Annotated in this window: 18 protein-coding genes; 14 read left to right on the forward strand and 4 right to left on the reverse strand. The window is 71.1% G+C overall.

Going from position 1 to position 20,397, the window contains the following annotated elements; translation table 11 throughout:
• Nucleotides 1-3 precede the first annotated feature (3 nt).
• From OG272_RS11550 to OG272_RS11560, 3 genes are all read right to left on the reverse strand, one after another.
• Entirely contained in the window at nt 4-1,110 is a 1,107-nt protein-coding gene (locus OG272_RS11550) for an amidohydrolase family protein (protein WP_326583635.1), read from the reverse strand.
• A gap of 58 nt (nt 1,111-1,168) precedes the next feature.
• A complete protein-coding gene (locus OG272_RS11555) occupies nt 1,169-1,525 on the reverse strand; it encodes a hypothetical protein (RefSeq protein WP_326583634.1) in 357 nt (118 codons plus the stop codon).
• A 168-nt stretch (nt 1,526-1,693) separates the two neighbouring features.
• Entirely contained in the window at nt 1,694-2,650 is a 957-nt protein-coding gene (locus tag OG272_RS11560; RefSeq protein ID WP_327730282.1) for a heme o synthase, read from the reverse strand.
• A gap of 375 nt (nt 2,651-3,025) precedes the next feature.
• On the opposite strand from OG272_RS11560, the gene tkt reads away from it, so the two are divergent.
• The 5 genes from tkt to pgl are packed head-to-tail and all read left to right on the forward strand — an operon-like array spanning nt 3,026 to nt 9,807.
• On the forward strand, nt 3,026-5,113 hold the full coding sequence (gene tkt / locus OG272_RS11565) for a transketolase (RefSeq protein ID WP_405893225.1): 2,088 nt from the start codon (nt 3,026-3,028) through the stop codon (nt 5,111-5,113).
• A 35-nt stretch (nt 5,114-5,148) separates the two neighbouring features.
• Complete coding sequence (tal, locus tag OG272_RS11570) at nt 5,149-6,267, forward strand: transaldolase (protein ID WP_326583631.1); 1,119 nt, start codon at nt 5,149-5,151, stop codon at nt 6,265-6,267.
• A 5-nt stretch (nt 6,268-6,272) separates the two neighbouring features.
• Nucleotides 6,273-7,796, forward strand: a complete 1,524-nt coding sequence (gene zwf, locus OG272_RS11575) for a glucose-6-phosphate dehydrogenase (RefSeq protein ID WP_326583630.1) — start codon at nt 6,273-6,275, stop codon at nt 7,794-7,796.
• Nucleotides 7,793-9,028, forward strand: coding sequence for a glucose-6-phosphate dehydrogenase assembly protein OpcA (gene opcA / locus OG272_RS11580; RefSeq protein ID WP_328507493.1), 1,236 nt, complete (start codon nt 7,793-7,795; stop codon nt 9,026-9,028). The genes zwf and opcA overlap by 4 nt, the downstream gene beginning before the upstream one ends.
• Nucleotides 9,025-9,807, forward strand: coding sequence for a 6-phosphogluconolactonase (pgl, locus tag OG272_RS11585; RefSeq protein WP_326583628.1), 783 nt, complete (start codon nt 9,025-9,027; stop codon nt 9,805-9,807). The genes opcA and pgl overlap by 4 nt, the downstream gene beginning before the upstream one ends.
• A 275-nt stretch (nt 9,808-10,082) precedes the next feature.
• Here the strand turns inward: pgl and OG272_RS11590 are convergent, their stop codons facing one another.
• Complete coding sequence (locus OG272_RS11590) at nt 10,083-11,447, reverse strand: MFS transporter (RefSeq protein WP_326583627.1); 1,365 nt, start codon at nt 11,445-11,447, stop codon at nt 10,083-10,085.
• A gap of 505 nt (nt 11,448-11,952) precedes the next feature.
• Here OG272_RS11590 and OG272_RS11595 point away from each other — a divergent pair.
• From OG272_RS11595 to OG272_RS11635, 9 genes are all read left to right on the forward strand, one after another.
• Entirely contained in the window at nt 11,953-12,786 is an 834-nt protein-coding gene (locus tag OG272_RS11595; RefSeq protein WP_326583626.1) for a class I fructose-bisphosphate aldolase family protein, read from the forward strand.
• The gene (locus OG272_RS11600; protein ID WP_326583625.1) at nt 12,783-14,021 is read left to right on the forward strand and encodes a 3-dehydroquinate synthase II family protein; all 1,239 of its coding nucleotides are present in this window, start codon (nt 12,783-12,785) and stop codon (nt 14,019-14,021) included. The genes OG272_RS11595 and OG272_RS11600 overlap by 4 nt, the downstream gene beginning before the upstream one ends.
• Before the next feature lie 6 nt (nt 14,022-14,027).
• Nucleotides 14,028-15,443: a class I adenylate-forming enzyme family protein gene (locus OG272_RS11605; RefSeq protein ID WP_405893227.1), complete on the forward strand. Its 1,416-nt coding sequence runs from the start codon at nt 14,028-14,030 to the stop codon at nt 15,441-15,443.
• 63 nt (nt 15,444-15,506) lie between these two features.
• Nucleotides 15,507-15,791, forward strand: a complete 285-nt coding sequence (locus OG272_RS11610; protein WP_234361230.1) for an acyl carrier protein — start codon at nt 15,507-15,509, stop codon at nt 15,789-15,791.
• The gene (locus OG272_RS11615; RefSeq protein WP_326583623.1) at nt 15,788-16,141 is read left to right on the forward strand and encodes an acyl carrier protein; all 354 of its coding nucleotides are present in this window, start codon (nt 15,788-15,790) and stop codon (nt 16,139-16,141) included. Before OG272_RS11610 ends, OG272_RS11615 begins: the two co-directional genes overlap by 4 nt.
• Entirely contained in the window at nt 16,131-17,315 is a 1,185-nt protein-coding gene (locus OG272_RS11620) for a beta-ketoacyl-[acyl-carrier-protein] synthase family protein (RefSeq protein WP_326583622.1), read from the forward strand. The genes OG272_RS11615 and OG272_RS11620 overlap by 11 nt, the downstream gene beginning before the upstream one ends.
• Nucleotides 17,312-18,187, forward strand: a complete 876-nt coding sequence (locus OG272_RS11625) for a hypothetical protein (protein WP_326583621.1) — start codon at nt 17,312-17,314, stop codon at nt 18,185-18,187. The genes OG272_RS11620 and OG272_RS11625 overlap by 4 nt, the downstream gene beginning before the upstream one ends.
• Complete coding sequence (locus OG272_RS11630; RefSeq protein WP_326583620.1) at nt 18,174-19,844, forward strand: class I adenylate-forming enzyme family protein; 1,671 nt, start codon at nt 18,174-18,176, stop codon at nt 19,842-19,844. Before OG272_RS11625 ends, OG272_RS11630 begins: the two co-directional genes overlap by 14 nt.
• Entirely contained in the window at nt 19,841-20,395 is a 555-nt protein-coding gene (locus OG272_RS11635) for a hypothetical protein (protein ID WP_326583619.1), read from the forward strand. Before OG272_RS11630 ends, OG272_RS11635 begins: the two co-directional genes overlap by 4 nt.
• The last annotated feature ends 2 nt before the right edge of the window (nt 20,396-20,397 follow it).

Raw genomic sequence — 20,397 nt, forward strand, 5'->3', positions numbered from 1 at the left:
AGCTCACTCCAGCCCGTACACCCGCCGCGCGTTCCCCGCCGCGATCAGTCCCGCCACGCGCTGCGCGTCCGTCGGCGACCAGGCGCCCTCCGCCACCCAGGTCCCCAGCACCCGCGCCAGCGCCTCGCGGAACAGCCGGGCCCCGACCACATGCAGCTCGGGCAGGCCGTGGGCGCCGCTGGAGAAGAGGAGCTTGCCGAACGGGGCCAGTTCGAGGACCTCGGCGAGTACGGCGGTGGCCCGGGCGCCGGTGCGGACGAGTTCGGCGCCCAGGTCGGCGTAGACATGCGGGAAGACACCGGCGAGGTGGGCCGCGTGGCGGTGGTAGGGGTAGCCGTGCAGCAGGACCAGGTCGGTGCCGAGGCCCGCCGTGGCGCGGGCGAAGTCGGTGAGCAGGGCGGGGTCGGTGGCGTCGATGCGCGGACCGGGTTCGCCGAGGCCCGCGTGGAGTTGGAGGGGGCGGCCCGAGGCGACGGCGATCCACAGCAGGTGGCGCAGGAGCACCGGGTCGCAGAGCGCCCCGCCGACCGGCCGGTGCGCGAGCCAGCGCCCGACCGCGCCCCGCACCTCCCCCGGCCCGGGTGGTTCGGGCGCGAATGCCAGGCCGTGCCGTACGCCCGCCACCGACGCGAAGGCGACGGCGTTCGCGGCGGCCGCGTGCACCGACTCGGCGAGATTGGCCAGGAACGACTCGACGGTGCCGGAGGTGTCGGCGACCTGTTCGGCGAGGAGTTCGAGGCGGACGATCTCGTGGGCGTCCGCGTCTCCCGTCGAGGCCATCTCGCCCGGTCCGGTGAGGTCCCCCGGCAGCCCCGTGTCGACGAGGTAGGTCGTGATGCCGCTGCCCCGCAGGAGTCTGCGGCCGGCCTCCAGTACGCCCAGTTCACGGCGCCGGGCGAGATAGTGGGCCGGTGGGCAGTGTGGTTCCAGGCCCAGCAGGGGCGGGCACCAGCGGCGTACGGCGAATCCCGTCTGGGTGTCGAAGAAGGTGGTGCCCGGGGCCGGCGGGCCCTCGCTGCGGGCGAGGTGGGCCTCGAAGGTGCCGAGGCCCAGCTCCGTGCGTAGGACGCCGTGGCAGTACTGGTCCACGAGGGACGGCGTTTCGATCATCCGGGCTCCCCGAGGCTGGACCTGTGAACTCCCACAGGTCCTAACGGGTGAGCCGGGCTCAGGTGTTGCTGGGGCCGCCGATCTGGATTCCGGCCATCCGCGACCACTCGTACGGGCCGGTCTTCACCTTGGCGGCGAACTCACCGTCGAAGTCCTCGTGAACGGTGACGCCGGCCTTCTGTACGGCCTGTTCGGCGATGGCGTAGGTGGGGGCGACGAGGTCGCCCCAGCCGCCGTCCTCGCCGACCAGGACGATACGGGCGCCCTGCTCGCCGATGTAGGCGACCTGGGCCTCGGCGCCTCCGTGGGCCTTGGCGAAGCCGCCGATCTGCTTGGCCAGCCGGGTCGCTCGGCGCTCGGCCTTCGCGGCGGCCTTGGTTGCCTTGGCCTCGTCTGCCTGCTTGGTGTCTGCCATGGTCAGGATGCTACCGATGGGTATTCGCGGCGGCGACGTGCGGGGTGAGTGGGGTTGGCCACTCGCCGTTGTGCGTCGATGTAAAGGGGCGCGTGCGGGTGCGTCGTGGCTGCTCGCGCCCACGCGGCGGCGCCGCACATCGATACAGCCCCGCGCCCCCTACGGGCCTCAGCGGAGGAAGGGGTCCACCGCCACCGCCACGAACAGCAGCGACACGTACGTGATCGACCAGTGGAACAGGCGCATTTCCTTGAGCTTGCCGCCGGTCGCGCCGCTCTTCGCGCGGTTCTGGAGGGCGTGGGCCTCCCAGAGCCACCAGCCGCCGGTCACCAGGGCGACCGCGGTGTAGAACCAGCCCGTGTAACCGAGGGGGGTCAGCATCAGCGAGACCGCGACCATCACCCAGCTGTAGAGGACGATCTGCCGCGCGACGACCTTGTTGGAGGCGACCACCGGGAGCATCGGGACGCCGACGCGGGCGTAGTCGTCCTTCACCTTCATGGAGAGGGGCCAGTAGTGCGGCGGCGTCCAGAAGAAGATGACGAGGAAGAGGATGACCGCGGCCCATGACATCGAGTTCGTCACCGCGGACCAGCCGATGAGGACCGGCATGCAGCCGGCGATGCCGCCCCAGACGATGTTCTGGGACGTACGCCGCTTGAGGATCATCGTGTAGACGACGACGTAGAAGAGGAGCGCCCCGAGCGACAGCCAGGCGGACAGCCAGTTGACGAGGACACCGAACCAGGCGGTGGAGACGACCGCGAGGGTGATACCGAAGACCAGGCCCTCACGCGGGGTGACCAGGCCGGTGACCAGCGGACGCTGCGAGGTGCGCTCCATGAGCGCGTCGATGTCGCGGTCGATGTACATGTTGAGCGCGTTGGCGCCGCCCGCGGAGAGGTAGCCGCCGATGCACGTGGCGAGCACCAGCCAGAGGTCCGGGACACCCTGCTCGGCGAGGAACATCACCGGAACGGTGGTGATCAGCAGCAGTTCGATGATCCGCGGCTTCGTCAGCGCCACGAACGCCTTGACGCGGGCCCCGATCGGCCGCTGACCCCGGCTGCTGTTCGTGTTGCTCGCGCCCAGCACTCCCGGTGGACGGGATTCGACGGCCGTCACGCACACCCCTGACAGAGACTCCCAGCGAGCCCCCAGGTGGTGAACTCCCCGTGACGGCTCGCGCGTACCACGCCACTGTAGACGTTGCCCAGAGTCAGCCTTTCAAGGGGGTGGGGTCGTGTTGACAGGGGCCTCGCGGCGAGCCGAACACACTTCGGTTGAGCAGTCGGATGAGCGGCTCCGTATTCAGATGTCGACCAGCGGAACCCCCAGGTCTCACCATGCGGAATCGCGGGTCGGGAGGCGGACCGGACACAGTCCCGGCAGTCTGGAATGACTCGAAAAATTGCGCGTTCCCACGGGGGTAGGCTCGACAACGGCCGGTGCCGTTGAGAACACCGGCACGAGACATGTGGAGAGGAGCCCTGACCCAGGGTGAGCACCAAGCCGACCACTACAGACCTCGCGTGGACCGAATTGGACCAGCGGGCCGTGGACACCGCCCGCGTCCTGGCCGCCGACGCCGTACAGAAGGTCGGCAACGGCCATCCGGGTACGGCGATGAGCCTGGCGCCCGCCGCGTACACCCTCTTCCAGAAGGTGATGCGGCACGACCCGGCCGACCCCGACTGGGTGGGCCGTGACCGGTTCGTCCTGTCCGCCGGTCATTCCTCCCTGACCCTCTACATCCAGTTGTACCTGGGCGGCTTCGGCCTGGAGCTGTCGGACCTGGAGTCCTTCCGCACCTGGGGTTCGAAGACCCCGGGCCACCCCGAGTACGGGCACACCAGGGGTGTGGAGACGACGACCGGTCCGCTGGGGCAGGGTGTGGCCAACGCGGTGGGCATGGCGATGGCCGCCCGCTACGAGCGTGGTCTGTTCGACCCGGAGGCCGCCCAGGGCGACTCCCCGTTCGATCACCACGTGTTCGTGATCGCCGGTGACGGGTGTCTGCAGGAGGGCATCTCCGCGGAGGCGTCCTCGCTGGCCGGTCACCAGAAGCTCGGCAACCTGGTCCTGCTGTGGGACGACAACCACATCTCGATCGAGGGTGACACCGAGACGGCCGTGTCCGAGGACACCGCCAAGCGGTACGAGGCGTACGGCTGGCATGTGCAGCGTGTGGAGCCGAAGCCGGACGGCGACCTCGACCCGGCCGCGCTGTACGCGGCGATCGAGGCCGCGAAGGCGGTCACCGACAGGCCGTCGTTCATCGCGATGCGCTCGATCATCGCCTGGCCCGCCCCGAACGCGCAGAACACCGAGGCCGCGCACGGCTCGGCGCTGGGTGCGGACGAGGTCGCCGCCACCAAGCGGGTCCTGGGCTTCGACCCGGCCAAGAACTTCGAGGTCACCGACGAGGTCATCACGCACACGCGCGCCCTGGGCGAGCGTGGCCGTGAGGCCCGGGCGGCCTGGGAGAAGCAGCTCCAGGAGTGGCGCAACAACAACGCCGAGCGGGCGGCCGAGTTCGACCGGATCAGCGCGGGTGAGCTGCCGACGGGCTGGGAGTCGCATCTGCCGGAGTTCGAGACGGGCAAGGGTGTCGCCACCCGTGCCGCGTCCGGCAAGGTCCTGCAGGCGCTGGGCGCGGTGATCCCGGAGCTGTGGGGCGGCTCGGCGGACCTGGCCGGTTCGAACAACACGACGATCGACAAGGCCAGTTCGTTCCTGCCGGCGGACAACCCGCTGCCGGAGGCGGACCCCTACGGCCGCACGATCCACTTCGGTATCCGTGAGCACGCGATGGCCGCGGAGATGAACGGCATCGCGCTGCACGGCAACACCCGTATCTTCGGCGGCACGTTCCTGGTGTTCTCCGACTACATGCGCAACGCCGTCCGTCTCTCGGCGCTGATGCATCTGCCGGTGACGTATGTGTGGACGCACGACTCCATCGGTCTGGGCGAGGACGGCCCCACCCATCAGCCGGTGGAGCATCTGGCCGCGCTGCGGGCGATCCCGGGTCTGAACGTGGTCCGTCCGGCCGATGCCAACGAGACGGCGATCGCCTGGCGCGAGATCCTCAGGCGCTGGACCAAGGAGTTCGGCAAGGGCGCGCCGCACGGTCTGGCGCTGACCCGTCAGGGTGTGCCGACGTACGAGGCCAACGAGGATGCCGCCAAGGGTGGTTACGTCCTGTTCGAGGCCTCCACCGGAAGCCCGGAGGTCGTGCTGATCGCGACCGGTTCCGAGGTGCATGTGGCCGTCGGGGCGCGTGAGCGGCTCGAGGCCGGCGGGGTGCCCACGCGGGTCGTCTCGATGCCGTCGGTGGAGTGGTTCGAGGAGCAGGACCAGGGGTACCGGGAGAGCGTTCTGCCGCCGTCCGTCAAGGCGCGTGTCGCGGTCGAGGCCGGGATCGGTCTGACCTGGCACCGGTACGTCGGTGACGCCGGTCGCATCGTTTCGCTGGAGCACTTCGGTGCTTCGGCCGACGGCAAGGTCCTCTTCCAGGAGTTCGGCTTCACCGCCGAGAACGTGGCCGCGGTCGCGCAGGAATCGCTCGCGGCCGCTCAGCGCTGACGCTCTACAAACGACACGTAGGAGATGGAATTTCCATGACAGACGCACTCAAGCGCCTCTCCGAGGAGGGCGTCGCGATCTGGCTGGACGACCTGTCGCGCAAGCGCATCACGTCCGGCAACCTCGCCGAGCTGCTCGACCAGCAGCACGTCGTGGGCGTCACCACCAACCCGTCGATCTTCCAGAAGGCGATCAGCAGCGGTGACGGCTACGAGCAGCAGGTCTCCGACCTCGCCGCCCGCAAGGTCACCGTCGAAGAGGCCATCCGCATGATCACGACGGCGGACGTCCGCGACGCCGCCGACATCCTGCGCCCGGTGTTCGACGCCACCGGCGGCCAGGACGGCCGGGTCTCCATCGAGGTCGACCCGCGCCTGGCGCACAACACCAAGGCGACGGTGGCCGAGGCCAAGCAGCTGGCCTGGCTGGTGGACCGCCCCAACACCCTGATCAAGATCCCGGCGACGAAGGCGGGCCTGCCCGCGATCACCGAGACCATCGGTCTCGGCATCAGCGTCAACGTCACGCTGATCTTCTCGCTGGAGCGCTACCGCGCGGTCATGGACGCCTACCTGGCCGGTCTGGAGAAGGCCAAGGAGCGCGGCCTGGACCTGTCGAAGATCCACTCGGTGGCGTCCTTCTTCGTGTCCCGCGTGGACACCGAGATCGACAAGCGCATCGACGCCCTCGGCACCGACGAGGCCAAGGCCGCCCGCGGCAAGGCCGGTGTCGCCAACGCCCGCCTCGCCTACCAGGCGTACGAAGAGGTCTTCGACGGCGACCGCTGGAGCACCCTGGAGAGCGCGGGCGCCAACAAGCAGCGTCCGCTGTGGGCCTCGACCGGCGTCAAGGACCCGGCGTACAAGAGCACGCTGTACGTCGACGAGCTGGTCGCGCCGAACACGGTGAACACCATGCCGGAGGCCACGCTGGAGGCCACCGCGGCGAGCGGCGAGATCCGCGGCAACGCGATCGCCGGGACGTACGAGCAGTCGCGTGCCGAGCTGGACGCGGTCGAGAAGCTCGGGATCTCGTACGACGAGGTCGTCCAGCTGCTGGAGGACGAGGGCGTCGAGAAGTTCGAGGCGTCCTGGAACGACCTGCTCAAGTCGACCGAGGCGGAGCTTCAGCGCCTCGCACCCTCGGAGGGCTGAACACCTTGTCGAGCAGCAATCCGCTGCGTGACGCCGCGGACCGACGGCTCCCGCGTATCGCGGGGCCGTCGGGCCTGGTCATCTTCGGCGTCACAGGCGATTTGTCACGTAAAAAGCTGATGCCTGCCGTGTACGACCTCGCCAATCGCGGACTGCTGCCGCCGGGCTTCTCGCTCGTCGGTTTCGCGCGCCGGGAGTGGGCGAACGAGGACTTCGCGCAGGAGGTGCACGACGCGGTCAAGGAGCACGCGCGTACGCCCTTCCGCGAGGAGGTCTGGCAGCAGCTCATCCAGGGCATGCGGTTCGTCCAGGGCACCTTCGACGACGACGAGTCCTTCGAGCGGCTGCGCGACACCATCGAGGAACTGGACAAGGCACAGGGCACGGGCGGCAACTTCGCCTTCTACCTCTCGGTGCCGCCGTCCGCGTTCCCGGTCGTCATCCAGCAGCTGCGGAAGCACGGTCTGGCCGACCAGTCGCGTGGCTCCTGGCGCCGGGCGGTCATCGAGAAGCCGTTCGGCCACGACCTGGCGTCGGCCGAGGAACTCAACACGACCGTGGAAGAGGTCTTCGCCCCGGACCAGGTCTTCCGCATCGACCACTACCTCGGCAAGGAGACCGTCCAGAACATCCTGGCGCTCCGCTTCGCCAACACGATGTTCGAACCGATCTGGAACCGGTCCTTCGTCGACCACGTGCAGATCACGATGGCCGAGGACATCGGCATCGGCGGCCGCGCGGGCTACTACGACGGCATCGGCGCGGCCCGTGACGTCATCCAGAACCACCTGCTCCAGCTGATGGCGCTGACCGCGATGGAGGAGCCCGCCTCCTTCGACGCGGACGCGCTCGCCGCGGAGAAGACGAAGGTCCTCGGCGCGGTGAAGCTGCCGAACGACCTGGGCCGGAACACCGTGTTCGCGCAGTACGCGGCCGGCTGGCAGGGCGGCGAGAAGGTCATCGGCTACCTCGAAGAGGACGGCATCGACCGCAAGTCGAAGACCGACACGTACGCGGCGATCAAGGTCGAGGTCGACAACCGGCGCTGGGCGGGAGTGCCGTTCTATCTGCGGACCGGCAAGCGCCTCGGCCGCCGCGTCACGGAGATCGCGGTCGTCTTCCAGCGTGCCCCGCACTCCCCCTTCGACTCCACCGCCACCGAGGAGCTGGGCCAGAACGCGATCGTCATCCGCGTCCAGCCCGACGAGGGCGTGACGGTCCGCTTCGGTTCGAAGGTCCCCGGCACGTCGATGGAGATCCGGGACGTGTCCATGGACTTCGCGTACGGCGAGTCCTTCACGGAGTCCAGCCCCGAGGCGTACGAGCGGCTCATCCTGGACGTCCTGCTCGGCGACTCGAACCTCTTCCCGCGCACCGAGGAGGTCGAGCTGTCCTGGAAGATCCTCGACCCGATCGAGGAGTACTGGGACAAGCACGGCAGGCCCGCGCAGTACCAGGCGGGCACGTGGGGTCCCGTCGAGGCGGACGAGATGCTCGAGCGAGACGGACGGAGCTGGCGTCGGCCATGAAGACAGACCTCACGGACACCACGGCCAGCAAGATCAACAAGGCGCTGGTGAAAGCCCGGCGGGCGATAGGCACCCCGGCCGTCGGCATGGTGCTGACGCTGGTCATCGTGACGGACGAGGAGAACGCGTACGACGCGCTCAAGTCCGCCAACGACGCCTCCCGCGAGCATCCCTCGCGCACGATCGTGGTCATCAAGCGCGTCTCCCGCTCCCCCCGCGACCGCACGAAGTCACGCCTCGACGCCGAGGTACGGGTGGGCGCGGACGCGGGCACCGGCGACACGGTCGTGCTGCGTCTGTACGGTGAAGTCGCGGACCACGCCCAGTCGGTCGTGCTTCCGCTGCTGCTGCCGGACGCGCCGGTGGTCGTCTGGTGGCCGGTGAACGCGCCGCTCGACCCGGCCCGCGATCCGCTGGGCGCCCTCGGCCAGCGCCGGGTCACCGACAGCTACGCCGCCGAGAAGCCCATCGAGGAGCTGCGGACCCGCGCCGACAACTACGAGCCCGGCGACACGGATCTGGCGTGGACCCGGATCACCCCGTGGCGCTCCATGCTGGCCGCCGCGCTCGACCAGGTGGACTGCGAGGTCATCTCCGCGGAGGTGCAGGGCGAGCAGTACAACCCGAGTGTGGAACTGCTGGCGATGTGGCTGGCGGACCGGCTCCACGTCCATGTACGGCGTGGGGTGTCGGCCGGGCCCGGCCTCAACGAGGTGCGGATGCTGACCAGCACCGGTCCCATCCGGCTGTACCGGCCCAACGGGGGCCTCGCCCTGCTCACGCTGGAGGACCAGCCGGACCGGGCGGTCGCGTTGAAGCGCCGTGAGACGTCCGAGCTGCTGGCGGAGGAGCTGCGCAGGCTCGACCCCGACGACACGTACGCGTCGGCGCTGCGGTTCGGGGTGGATCGGTTGGGGAGCGCGCCGGGCAGTGCGCTGACGGCTGCCACGGCCGGGGCGACCACCCCGACCTCGACGACCGCCCCGACCTCGACGACCTCCGCGGCCGACGCTCCGGGGGCCGCTTCGGCCTCGGCTCCCGCTGCCGGGTTCGAGCCGGGTTCGGCCGTCGCTCCGGCTGATCCCGCGGCCCGTCCGTCCGCGCCGGCGCTGCCGCCCGCCCCGTCCGGGTCGGTGGGGTCGGTGGGTTCTACGGGGCCGGCCGATGACGGGGACGCCGAGCGGCCCACTCCGGCGCAGATGCCGCCCGTGAAGAAGGCGACCGCGCCATGAGCACTCCGCAGCTGGTCGTGCACCACGACAAGGAGCTGATGGCGCAGGCCGCGGCGGCCCGGCTGATCACCAAGGTCGTGGACGCGCAGGCCTCGCGCGGCTACGCCTCGGTGGTCCTCACGGGTGGCCGCAACGGCAACGGGCTGCTCGCCGCGCTGGCGGCGGCGCCCGCCCGGGACGCGATCGACTGGGCTCGGCTGGACCTGTGGTGGGGCGACGAGCGGTTCCTGCCGGAGGGTGACTCCGAGCGCAATGTCACCCAGGCCCGGGAGGCGCTGCTGGACTCGGTGCCGCTGGACCCGAAGCGGGTGCACGCCATGCCCGCGTCGGACGGGCCGTGGGGCACCGATGTCGACGCGGCGGCCGCGGCGTACGCGGAGGAGCTGGCGCGGGCGGCGGGGCCCGAGAACCACGGCTCCGTGCCGACGTTCGACGTGCTGCTGCTCGGGGTCGGGCCGGACACCCATGTGGCCTCGCTCTTCCCCGAGTTGCCTGCCGTGCGGGAGACGGAGCGGACGGTGGTGGGGGTGCATGGTGCGCCGAAGCCGCCGCCGACTCGGGTGACGCTGACTCTGCCGGCGATCCGTGCGGCGCGTGAGGTCTGGCTGCTCGCCGCCGGTGAGGACAAGGCGCAGGCCGCGGCCATCGCGTTGTCCGGCGCGGGTGAGATCCAGGCTCCGGCGGCGGGGGCGCAGGGCAGGTCCCGGACGTTGTGGCTGCTGGACTCGGCGGCGGCTTCGCAGCTGCCGCGCTCGCTGTATCCGCCGGCGTCGCCCTGAGGCGTTGATCCCGCCCCCGCCGCCCCTGCCCATTCCCATCCCCCGGGGCGCCGCCCCTTCGCGCAGTTCCCCGCGCCCCTGAAGGACACGGCCCCTGCGGGCCGAAAGGCACGGGGCGCAGCCCCTGCTTCTCAGGGGCGCGGGGAACTGCGCGAGCAACCACGACCTACCCGCACCCGCCGCATGAACCCACCCCCCGAGCTCTTGGGCGTTGCGGGGTCGACGGGGCGGCAGCCCCTGGGGAAGGGAATGGGCAGGGGCGGCGGGGGCGAACCTCAGGCCGCGAACTCCTCCTCGCGGGTCTCCGGCAGCGCCAGCAGGCACAGCAGACTGATCAAGCACAACCCACCCGTGTAGAACCCGAGCACCAGCGGCGACGACCACTGGCTGTTCAACCACGTGGCGACGAGCGGTGCGAAACCGCCACCCAGCGTGTTGGCCAGAATGAACGCCGCCGAAGCCCCCGTGTAGCGCAGCCTCGCCGGGAACAGCTCCGCGAGGAACGCGGCCACCGGGGAGAACATCAGGGCGAGCAGCATGAGGCCCACGGTGTACGCGCCGGTGATGACGAGCGCGTTGCCCGTGCTGAGGGACGCGTACATGGGGACGGCCCACACGACGCAGCCGGCCGCACCCGTGAGCATGATCGGCCGGCGTCCGATCCGGTCGGCCAGCCGGGCGACGGGCAGGGTGATCGCTATCCCGGCCGCTGCCCCGACACTCGCGGCGGTGAGCATCGTGTTCTGCGGGATGCCGAGCGACTTCGGCCCGTAGGACAGGCTGTAGACGATCGTCAGGTAGTACACGGCCGACCCACCGATCGCCGCGCCCGTGCCGAGCAGCAGCCGGCCGGGGTGGCGCGCCACGAGCGTACCGAGCGGGAAGCGCGGCGCCGATGGCTCCGGGGACGTCGCCGCCGGGGACGAGCCCTTGAACACCGGCGACTCCGACACCGTCGCCCGCACCCACAGCCCGACCACGACGAGCACCGCGCTGAGCAGGAACGGCAGGCGCCAGGCCCAGTCGGTGAAGCCGTCGCGGCCCACGATGTCGAGGGTGGGCAGGATGACGGCGCTGGAGAGCAGGAAACCCAGGGAGGGGCCGACGTTCGGGACGGCGGCGTACAGCGCCCGGCGGCCGGGCGGGGCGTGCTCGGCGGCCAGGAGCACCGCGCCGCCCCACTCGCCGCCCATGCTGACGCCCTGCAGCAGACGGAGGGTCACCAGCAGGACGGGGGCGAGGAGTCCGGCGGTCTCGTAGGTCGGGAGCAGGCCGACGCCGACCGTCGCGACGCCCATGAGCAGCAGCGACGCGACCAGGGCGCGGCGGCGGCCCAGCCGGTCGCCGATCGTGCCGAAGAGCACGACGCCGAGAGGGCGGGACAGGAAGGCGGCGGCGAAGGTGAGGAACGCGGCGAGGGAGGAGACGGTCGCGTTGCCGGAGGGGAAGAACGCCGGGCCGAGGACGAGCGCGGAGGCCGTGCCGTAGACGGCGAAGTCGTAGTACTCGATCGTGGTGCCGATGAGGCTCGCGGCGGCGATCTTGGGCGCCTTGCTCGACTCGGCCGGCGGCGAGGACGGTAAGGAGACCGGTCTGGGGCCCGCGGCCTCGGCGACGGTCTCGGACGGGGATTCGGGCATGGGGGGCTCACTTCCGGTACGCCCGGACACGAATGGTCCGGGCCCAGAGGGGGACGGCCACGCATGAAACACGAACCGGAGTGCGGCTGTCACCCTAGGCCGGGAAATTCGATTCCCACAAGGAAGCTCCGGAGAAGAACACCCGGAGGCTTCGTCGAATTGTTTCGACGGAAGAATAAGCGTCGATTACGCAGGACAACGACATTTAAAACATGTGATCCCGCTATGCGTGCGGACAGGTCGCCAAAATACGCCACGAACACCACCCTCGGGCGCCGTCAACCCGGGGATTCCTGTCAAGTAGCTGTCAATATTCATGTGTTCACTCGCATAAAAATTTGCCGATGGTCACGCCTTGCCAACTCCCGATCACGCACGGAATGCTGACGTCCGGCTGAACTTGAAAGTTCTACGACCATCGATTTTCGGACATGGAGACCGCATCGGGTTGCCGCGGTTCGACTTTTCCGAAATGCGGCCTCAGAGCCGGGAAGGCGCTTTGCCCATGCTGAAAACTGGCAAGCCATTACGTTGGAGAAGACTTTCCCTGGCCGGCGACGACCGGCACTTGCTCATACCGCTCGATCACAGCGTCTCGGACGGTCCGGTCGCCCCTCCGGGGCGGTGGGAAGACCTGTTGAAGGCACTGGTGGCCGGCGGGGCCGACGGAATCATCGTCCACAAGGGGCGGGCCCGGACACTCGCCCCGGACCTCCTCAAGAACTGCGCGCTGGTGGTGCATCTGAGCGCCAGTACGGCCTGCTCCGCCGATGTCGACGCCAAGGTGCTGGTCGGCGACGTCGAGGAGGCGGTGACACTCGGGGCGGACGCGGTCAGCGTCCATGTGAACATCGGCTCGGACACCGAGGGGCGGCAGCTCGCCGACCTGGGCGCGGTGGCCCGCTCCTGCGACACCTGGGGCATGCCGCTGATCGCGATGGTCTACCCGCGCGGCCCCCGGATCGAGAACCCGCACGACCCCGTCCTCCTCGCGCACATCGTGAACGTCGCCGCCGACCTGGGGGCCGACATGGTGAAGACCTCCGTCGCCCTGCCGCTCGACCGGATGGCCGAGGTGGTGGCCCACAGCCCCATCCCCGTCCTCGCGGCCGGCGGACCACCGGACGGCTCCGACCTCATCGAGTACGGCACCGCCGTGATGGCCGCCGGCTGCCGGGGACTGGCCGTCGGCCGCCGGATCTTCTCCTCCCCCTCCCCCGCCTCCCTGGTGTCCCGGCTCGCCGCCGTGGTGCACGGGCACGGCGACGACGGCATCCCTAATGACATGAGCATGACTACCGATACCCATTACTCGACGATCGTGGCAGGTGTCGCATGAGGTTCGCGTGGATCGATCTCCGTGAAGTCCCCCGTCCGCAGCTCCAGTCGGTGGTGGACGCGGCCGTCCACGCCCGGATGGCCGGGGTGGTCTCCGCCGACGCCGACCTGCTCGGCACTCTGCCGCCGACGGTGACCCGGGTGCTGGCCACCGGAGCCCCGGCCGCGACTCCCGCGAAGAAGTCCGCCGACAAGGGCGACAAGGGTGACAAGGGCGACAAGCAAGCGAAGACCGCGGCCGACGCCGAGCCCGAGGGCAGGGGCTCCGCCGGCGCCGGATTCGACGTCCTGCTGCGAAGGTTCGGCACCCAGGACGAGCTGGACACCCTCGCCGCGGAGAACCGGGCCGCCACCCGTGCGCCCGCCACGGGGACACCGGCGACCGGCACGCCGGTCGCCGGCTTCGTCGACGTACGGGACGACCGCACTCTCCAGCTGTCGTGCGTCGGCGCGATGGCACTGCCGTACACGGTGATCCACTTCGCCGATCCGACGAAGATCCCGCTGGAGATCGTGCTCGCGGCGGCCGAGTCGGCCGAGGGGCAGCTCGTGACGGTCGTCGGGGACCTGGAGGAGGCGGCCATCGTCTTCGACGTGCTCGAACGCGGTTCGGACGGCATCCTGTTCACGCCCCGTGGCGCGGACGACGTGTTCGCGCTGGCCCGGCTGCTGGAGGCGACGACACCGCAGCTGGAGCTGTCCACGCTGACCGTCGAGAGCATCCGGCACGTCGGACTCGGTGACCGGGTCTGTGTGGACACCTGCTCGCACTTCGAGGAGGACGAGGGCATCCTCGTCGGCTCGTACTCCTCCGGTTTCGTGCTCTGCTGCAGCGAGACGCACCCGCTGCCGTACATGCCGACCCGGCCGTTCCGGGTCAACGCCGGCGCCCTGCACTCGTACACACTGGGCCCCGACAACCGCACCAGCTACCTCAGCGAGGTCGGCTCCGGCAGCGCCCTGCTGGCGGTCGGCGCCGACGGCCGCACCCGGCGGGTGGTGGTCGGGCGGGCCAAGCTGGAGTCCCGGCCGCTCCTGGAGATCCGCACGCACGCGGAGGACGGGCGGCTGGTCAGCCTCACCGTGCAGGACGACTGGCATGTGCGGGTGCTCGGCCCTGGCGGCAAGGTCCTCAATGTCACCGAGCTGCGGACCGGTGACGAGCTGCTCGGCTATCTGGCCCAGGACAAGCGCCATGTGGGCCTGCCCATCGGCGAGTTCTGCAAGGAGGTCTGAGGCCTCATGGGCGAACTCGTGGCGGCCGCGGCCGGCGAGGACGGGATGGGCGTCCTGGTCCAGCGGCTGTTCGACGCGCGGGACGACGGCCTGCCCTATCTGACGCATCAGCGGGAGACCGTCACCCGCGGGGAGTTACGGGAGCGCGTGGCCAAGCAGGCCGCCGTGTTCGCCGGTTACGACATCGGGCCCGGCAGCACGGTCGGACTGCGGACGCCGCCCAGCTTCACCCAGGTCGAGGTGCTCCTCGCGCTGTGGCGGCTGGGCGCGCAGGTGATGCTTTTCGACTTCCGGCTGAAGCCCGCCGAGGTGGACGCGCTCTGCGCCACCTGCAGGCCGCAGTTCATGGTCCGGGCCGGGTCCAACGTCCGGGCGGCCTTCGGCTTCCGGCCCGAGTACGAGGTCGCCACCGAGTGCCGCAGGGCCGGGCGGCCTGCCGCCGGAGACCATCGGCTGGTCCAGTTCAGTTCGGGCTCCACCGGGCGGCCGAAGGTGATCGGCAGGACCGCCGGGTCGATCGCCGCCGAGGTCGAGTCGTTCGCGGCGGTCCCCGGTATGCCGGGCGAGGGCGACCGGCTGCTGCTGCTCAGCTCGACGGCGCACAGCTTCGGGCTGCTCGGCGGGCTGCTGCACTCACTGGCGGCCGGAGTCCGCGTCGTCTTCGCGCCCCGGGTCTCGGCCCGCGACATCCTGCGGACCTCGGTCGACCACCGGATCACCACCCTGTTCGGGGTGCCGATGCACTACGAGCTGCTCGCCGCCGCCCTCGATCCGCCCGAGCTGCCCGCACTGCGGACCGCCGTCTCCGGCGGCGAGCTGATGCCCCCCGAGGTCGCCGCGCGGTTCGCCGAACGGTACGGCGTCACGGTCGGCGAGGCCTACGGCACCACCGAGACCGGCATCGTCGCCATCGACGTCGGCGGCACGCTCCGGCCCTCGGTCGGGCGGCCCGCGCCGGGAGTGGTCGTCCGGGAACACAAGGGCGAACTGGACGTCGCGCTCGCCGAGTCGCCGTATCTCTTCGACTCGGGCGGCACCCAGTACGCGGACGGCTGGCTGCACACCCGTGACCGGGCCACGGTCGGCGCCGACGGCACGGTCACCGTGGGCGGCCGCGCCGACTCCCTCGTCGTCATCGGCGGCCTCAAGGTCGACCTGACCGAGGTCGAGCACGTCCTGCGGGCGCACCCGGCCGTCGAACAGGCGGTCCTGGTCCACGAGGACGTCACCGAGGCGTACGTGGCGGTCGCCGCCGGGGCCGGGAGCCCGTCGGCGGAGGAGCTGCTGCGCTGGTGCCGGGAGCGGCTGGCCGACTACAAACTGCCCCGCGTGATCCGGCTGCTGGAGGCCCTGCCCCGTACGTCGAACGGGAAGCTGGTGCGCCAGGCGGCGACCCTTCAGGCGGCGGCGAGCGGCGCCTAGCCGCTCGCCGGGCGGCCCCCGTCCGACTTTTCGCATGACCCTCGCACGACATTCCCCATGGAGATGGCGATCATGAGCACGTCCACCCTGGACAACGAGATCCGCGAGTTCGTCCTGACCACGGTCATCGACGAGATGAACATCCTGCTGAGCCGTGACGGCATCACGGACGAGAGCCCGGTGACCGTCGGCGGCCTGGAGCTGGACTCCCTGAGTCTGATCGAGCTGACGCTGCGGCTGGAGTCGCGGTTCGGCGTGGAGATCCCGGACACCGACATCGAGCCGCTGGCTTCCCTGACCCTCGGCGGGCTCGTCACCGAGGTCGTCGGGCGCGGGGCGAAGGCATGAGCGCGGAAGCCTCCGCGCCGTCCGTCACGGAGGTGTCCGCCGTCACGGAGGTGTCCGCCGTCACGGAGGCGTCCGTGCCGTCCGTCATCACCATCGCCACCGTCCGGGAACTGCTGTCCGACCGCAAGATCTTCCCCGGTGTCCCGGACGACCTCGGCGACGACGCCGAACTGGTCCTGGACTCCCTGGGGTTGGTGTGGCTGCTGCATGTGGTGGAGGAGCGGTACGGCCTGGTGGTGGAACCCGGCGACGAGGACATCGCGGGCCTGACCTCGCTCCGACGGCTCACCGAGTTCCTGGGCGCGGCCGGGGCGGGTGCGGCGGACGGGGGTGGCCGCGTTGAGCGCTGACGTGACGGTGACCGGCTTCGGCGTACGCACCGCCTTCGGCACGGGCGCGGACGCCCTCCGGCGCGGTGTCTTCGCCGGTGTCCCCTCCTTCGTCCCCACCTCCCGCTTCGACACCGGCCCGTACCGTACGCCGATGGCCGGCGCCGCCCCGGACGGCCCCGACGCGGTCGAGGGCTGGGCCCTGCGTCACGCCCTCGACCAATGCGGCGGGGAGGCCCTCGACATGGCGGGCCTGCCCCGGGGCACCGAGGCGGCGGTCCTGCTGGGCATCGCGGGCGACTGCACGAGCATCACCCGGTACTGGCGGGAGGCGGCGGAGCCCGGTCGTGACACCGAGGGGTCGGCGGCCCTTCTCGCCGACGCCGTCCCCGCGCACCTCGCCGAGTCGCTCGCCGCGGGCCTCGCCCTGACCGGACCCCGGCTCACCTTCACCAACGCCTGTGTGGCCTCCGCCGCCGCGATCATCCATGCCTGCCGGCTGATCTCGTCCGGCCGGATCGACGTGGCGGTGTGTGCCGGCGGCTATCTCGTGGAGGAGGAGACGTTCGGGAAGTTCGACTCGGGGCGGGCGCTGTCCCGTGACGGCATGGTGCGGCCGTTCAGCGCCGACCGTACCGGGCTGCTGCTCGGCGACGGGGTCGCGGCCGTGGTGCTGGAGTCCGCCGGGCACGCGCGGCGGCGCGGGGCCCGGCCGCTGGCGGGCGTGACCGGCTGGGGCGCGGCCACCGACGCCCACCACATCGCCCAGCCGCACCCGGAGGGCGTCGGCCTGGCCCGCGCGGCCCGGCAGGCGCTGCGGCTGGCCGGGGACCCCGACGGGTCGGGCCTCGGTTATGTCAACGCCCATGGCACCGGCACCAAGTACAACGACGGCGCCGAGACCCGGGGGCTGCGCGCCGCCCTCCCGGAGCGGGCCGAGTCGGTCCCGGTCAGCTCCACCAAGAGCACCACCGGCCATCTCCTGGAGGCGGCCGGAGTCGTGGAGTTCGTGATCACGATGCTGGCCCTCATGGACGGTGTACTGCCGCCGACCGCCAACCTCACACGGGCGGACCCGGAGTGCGACCTCGACTACGTGCCGAACCGGCCCCGGCAGGCCGACCTCCGCCGGGCCCTGACCATCAACGCCGCCTTCGGGGGCGCCAACACCGCACTCGTCCTGGAGCGGCCGTGACGACGACGGAGAACACACGGACGACGGACCCCGCGCACACCCCCGCGCCGGCCGAGAAGGCACCCCTCCGTTCGCCGCTCGGCGTCCTCACCACCGCCTCCGCGACCCACGGCACCGGGCGGGACACCGACATCCCGCTGCCGCGGCTGCCGGGGTTCGTGGAGTCGGCGTTCAGCCCGGTGGCGTACGAGGTCGCCGCACGGTGTCTGACCGAGCGGCCCGGGCTCGGTTCCCGTACGGCCGTCGCGCTGGCGAGCCTGATGGGCGACACCACCACGGCCGATCTGGCGAGCCGGCGGGTGGTGTCCGGGCGGGTCCACAACCCGCTGCTGTTCATGCAGGCCACCGCCAACTCCGTGCTGGGGCACATCAGCCGGGAGTTCGGGATCACCGGGCAGATGTTCAGCCTTTCCACCCTCGACGACCCGGTGACCGAACTGCTGGCCATGGCGGACCTCCTCCTGGAGGACCCGGAGCTGGACCAGGTCCTGGTGATGGGCGTGGAACTGGGCGGTGGCGAACGGCTGGCCGCCGTGCACCGGGAACTCTCCGCCGGCACCGGCCGTCCGGCACAGGACCTCCCCGGATCCGCCGCCCTGGCGGTGGCCGTCCTGCTGGGCCGTCCGGGTGCCGACGCGCTCGTGACCGTCCGGTCGACGCGGACGTACGACGGCGAGCGGCCGGTGGCCTCCCCGCACCCCGGCAGTGTCCAGGGCCTGTTCGACCTGGCCGCCGCCCACCGGCGGCTGCTGCGGGACGGCGGCACCCACCTCCTGGTCACCGGGCCCCGGGCGCCCGCCTTCCTCCTCGGCGCCGAACGGCTCCCGGAACCAACGGAAAGAGACGAGACGGAGACCCATGCTCATCAGTAGGCAGGAGCGGGCGCGGATCTGTTCCGACACCGAACTCGGCGCCGGCAACATCCTGGGCCGCCTGCGCGCGTACGAACGCCCGCTCGACGAGCCGGTGTTGCGGACCGACGGCACCTGGCGGGCCCCCGACGGCAGCCGCCCCGAGGTGCTGACGCTCGGGCAGCTGTACGAGACGGTCGAGACGTACGCGGGCTGGTACGCGGCCCGGGGTGTGCGGCCCCGCGACCCGGTGGCCGTCCACTCCTTCTCGGCCGCCGAGTTCGCGGTGAACTTCCTGGCGCTGACGTCACTCGGCGCCGTCCCGTCGTTCGTCAACGGCAATCTGTCCCCGGAGATCGCGCGGGAGTACGTGCGCCGGCAGGGCGCGGTGGGCGCCTTCACCGACGAGGCGCACCGCGCGGTGCTGACCGGGGACCCGGAGATCGGGCTCGGCTTCTGTGTGACCGCCGACGAGATCCGGCCGGAGCACCGCGCGTCGCTCCCGCCGTCGTACCCCTACCGGCACGACCCGACCGACCCGGTACTCATCTCGCACTCCTCCGGCACCACCGGCCTGCCCAAGGGCGTGCCGCACACGCACCGGACGCTGATGTACGCCCAGTTGCACCGGCTGCGCTTCTCCACCGGCGCCGACATGGAGCGCACGCTGGTGGGACTGCCCGGCGCGCACAACGCGATGGTGGCGACGCTGCTGTACTGCCTGCTGCTGCGCACGGACATCAAGCTGCTCTCCAGCCAGCGCGGCCCGGATGTGCTGGACGCCGTCGAGGAGTTCCGGCCGACGACCGTGCTGGCCTTCGCCGGGACCTTCGGCGAGATGGCGGCGGAGGATCTGACGGCGCGTGATCTGTCCAGCGTGCAGGTGTGGTTCAACACCGGGGACGCGGCGCACGAGGCGCACATCCGGGCGCTCGTGCGGCACGGGAGCCGCCTGGAGATCCGGCGCGACCTGAGCCGTGTCCGGGTCGACGGCTCGGTCTTCGTGGATGGGCTCGGTTCGTCGGAGGCCGGCTACTCCGTCTTCCACAACCGGCACACCAAGGACACCTCGGCCTACTCCCGCCGTGTCGGCAAGCCGATCAGCTTCGCCGAGGCCGCGGTGCTGGCCGAGGACGGCACCCCGCTGCCGCCCGGGCAGATCGGCCGCCTGGGCCTGAAGTCGCCCACGCTCACGCCCGGTTACTGGAACGACTCGCTGACCTGGAACCGGATGCGGCTCGGCGGCTACTGGCTGACCGGCGACCTCGCCCACCAGGACGAGGAGGGCAACTTCTACCACCTCGACCGGGTTCCGGACGCCGTCCGTACCCGCGCCGGGATCGTCTTCAGCACCCGCACCGAGGAACTGCTCCTGGCCGAACTGCCCGAGCTGGCCGACTGCACGGTCGTCGGCGTCGCCCCCGACGGCGTACGCGCGGACTGGGACGGCGACGGCGAGGCGGAGGCGTACGCGCTGCTCCAGTTCGTCGACGAGCCGAGCGGGAGCGATGACGAGGCGTGGACCGGGTGTGTCAACGCGGTACTGACGACGGCCGGGTTCCCGCCGGTGGCCCGCGCCCTGCGGATGAAGCCCGACGACGTGGCCAAGGGCGCCACCGGCAAGGTTCTCAAACGAGTGATGCGCGACCGGTTCGCCGCCAAGGAGCGACAGGCATGACCACGAGCACCGACGCCGACGGCGTCAATCACCGCGCCCGCGCGAGTGAGGCGTACCGGCTGTGGTGGCAGCACGACGCCAACTGGTACCAGGGGGTGGCCGCGCGGTTCGGGCAGGAGGCCGCGAACGAGATCAACGCGGAGGCGATGGGGAAGGTCGCCCTGCACGTCGGGCAGCGGGTCTCCCGGCTGTACGGCCCGCTCCCGGACACCGGCGACGGCCGCAAGGACCTGGAGGAGCTGCGCCGCCGCTACGACGACTGCGGCGACCGGATGTTCCCGCCGGAGCTGCGCAACGCCTCCACCGAGGTCGAGGACGACGATCTGATCGTCCTCACCCTGCGGCGGAACTTCGCGATCACCATGGTCCGGATGGCCGGTTCGCTGGAGGGCTACCGCTGCCCGTGTACGGCCATCCACGCCGGCTGGTCCGAGGGGCTGGGCGTGGCGCTGACGGAGAACCGCGCCGAGAGCTGTCTGCGGGAGGGCGACAAGGCGTGCCGGCTGCTGATGCGGGTCGCGACCCCGGTCACCGCCGACGGGGAGGGCTGAGA

The sequence above is a fragment of the Streptomyces sp. NBC_00104 genome (genome assembly GCF_045160825.1).
Lineage (GTDB): Bacteria > Actinomycetota > Actinomycetes > Streptomycetales > Streptomycetaceae > Streptomyces.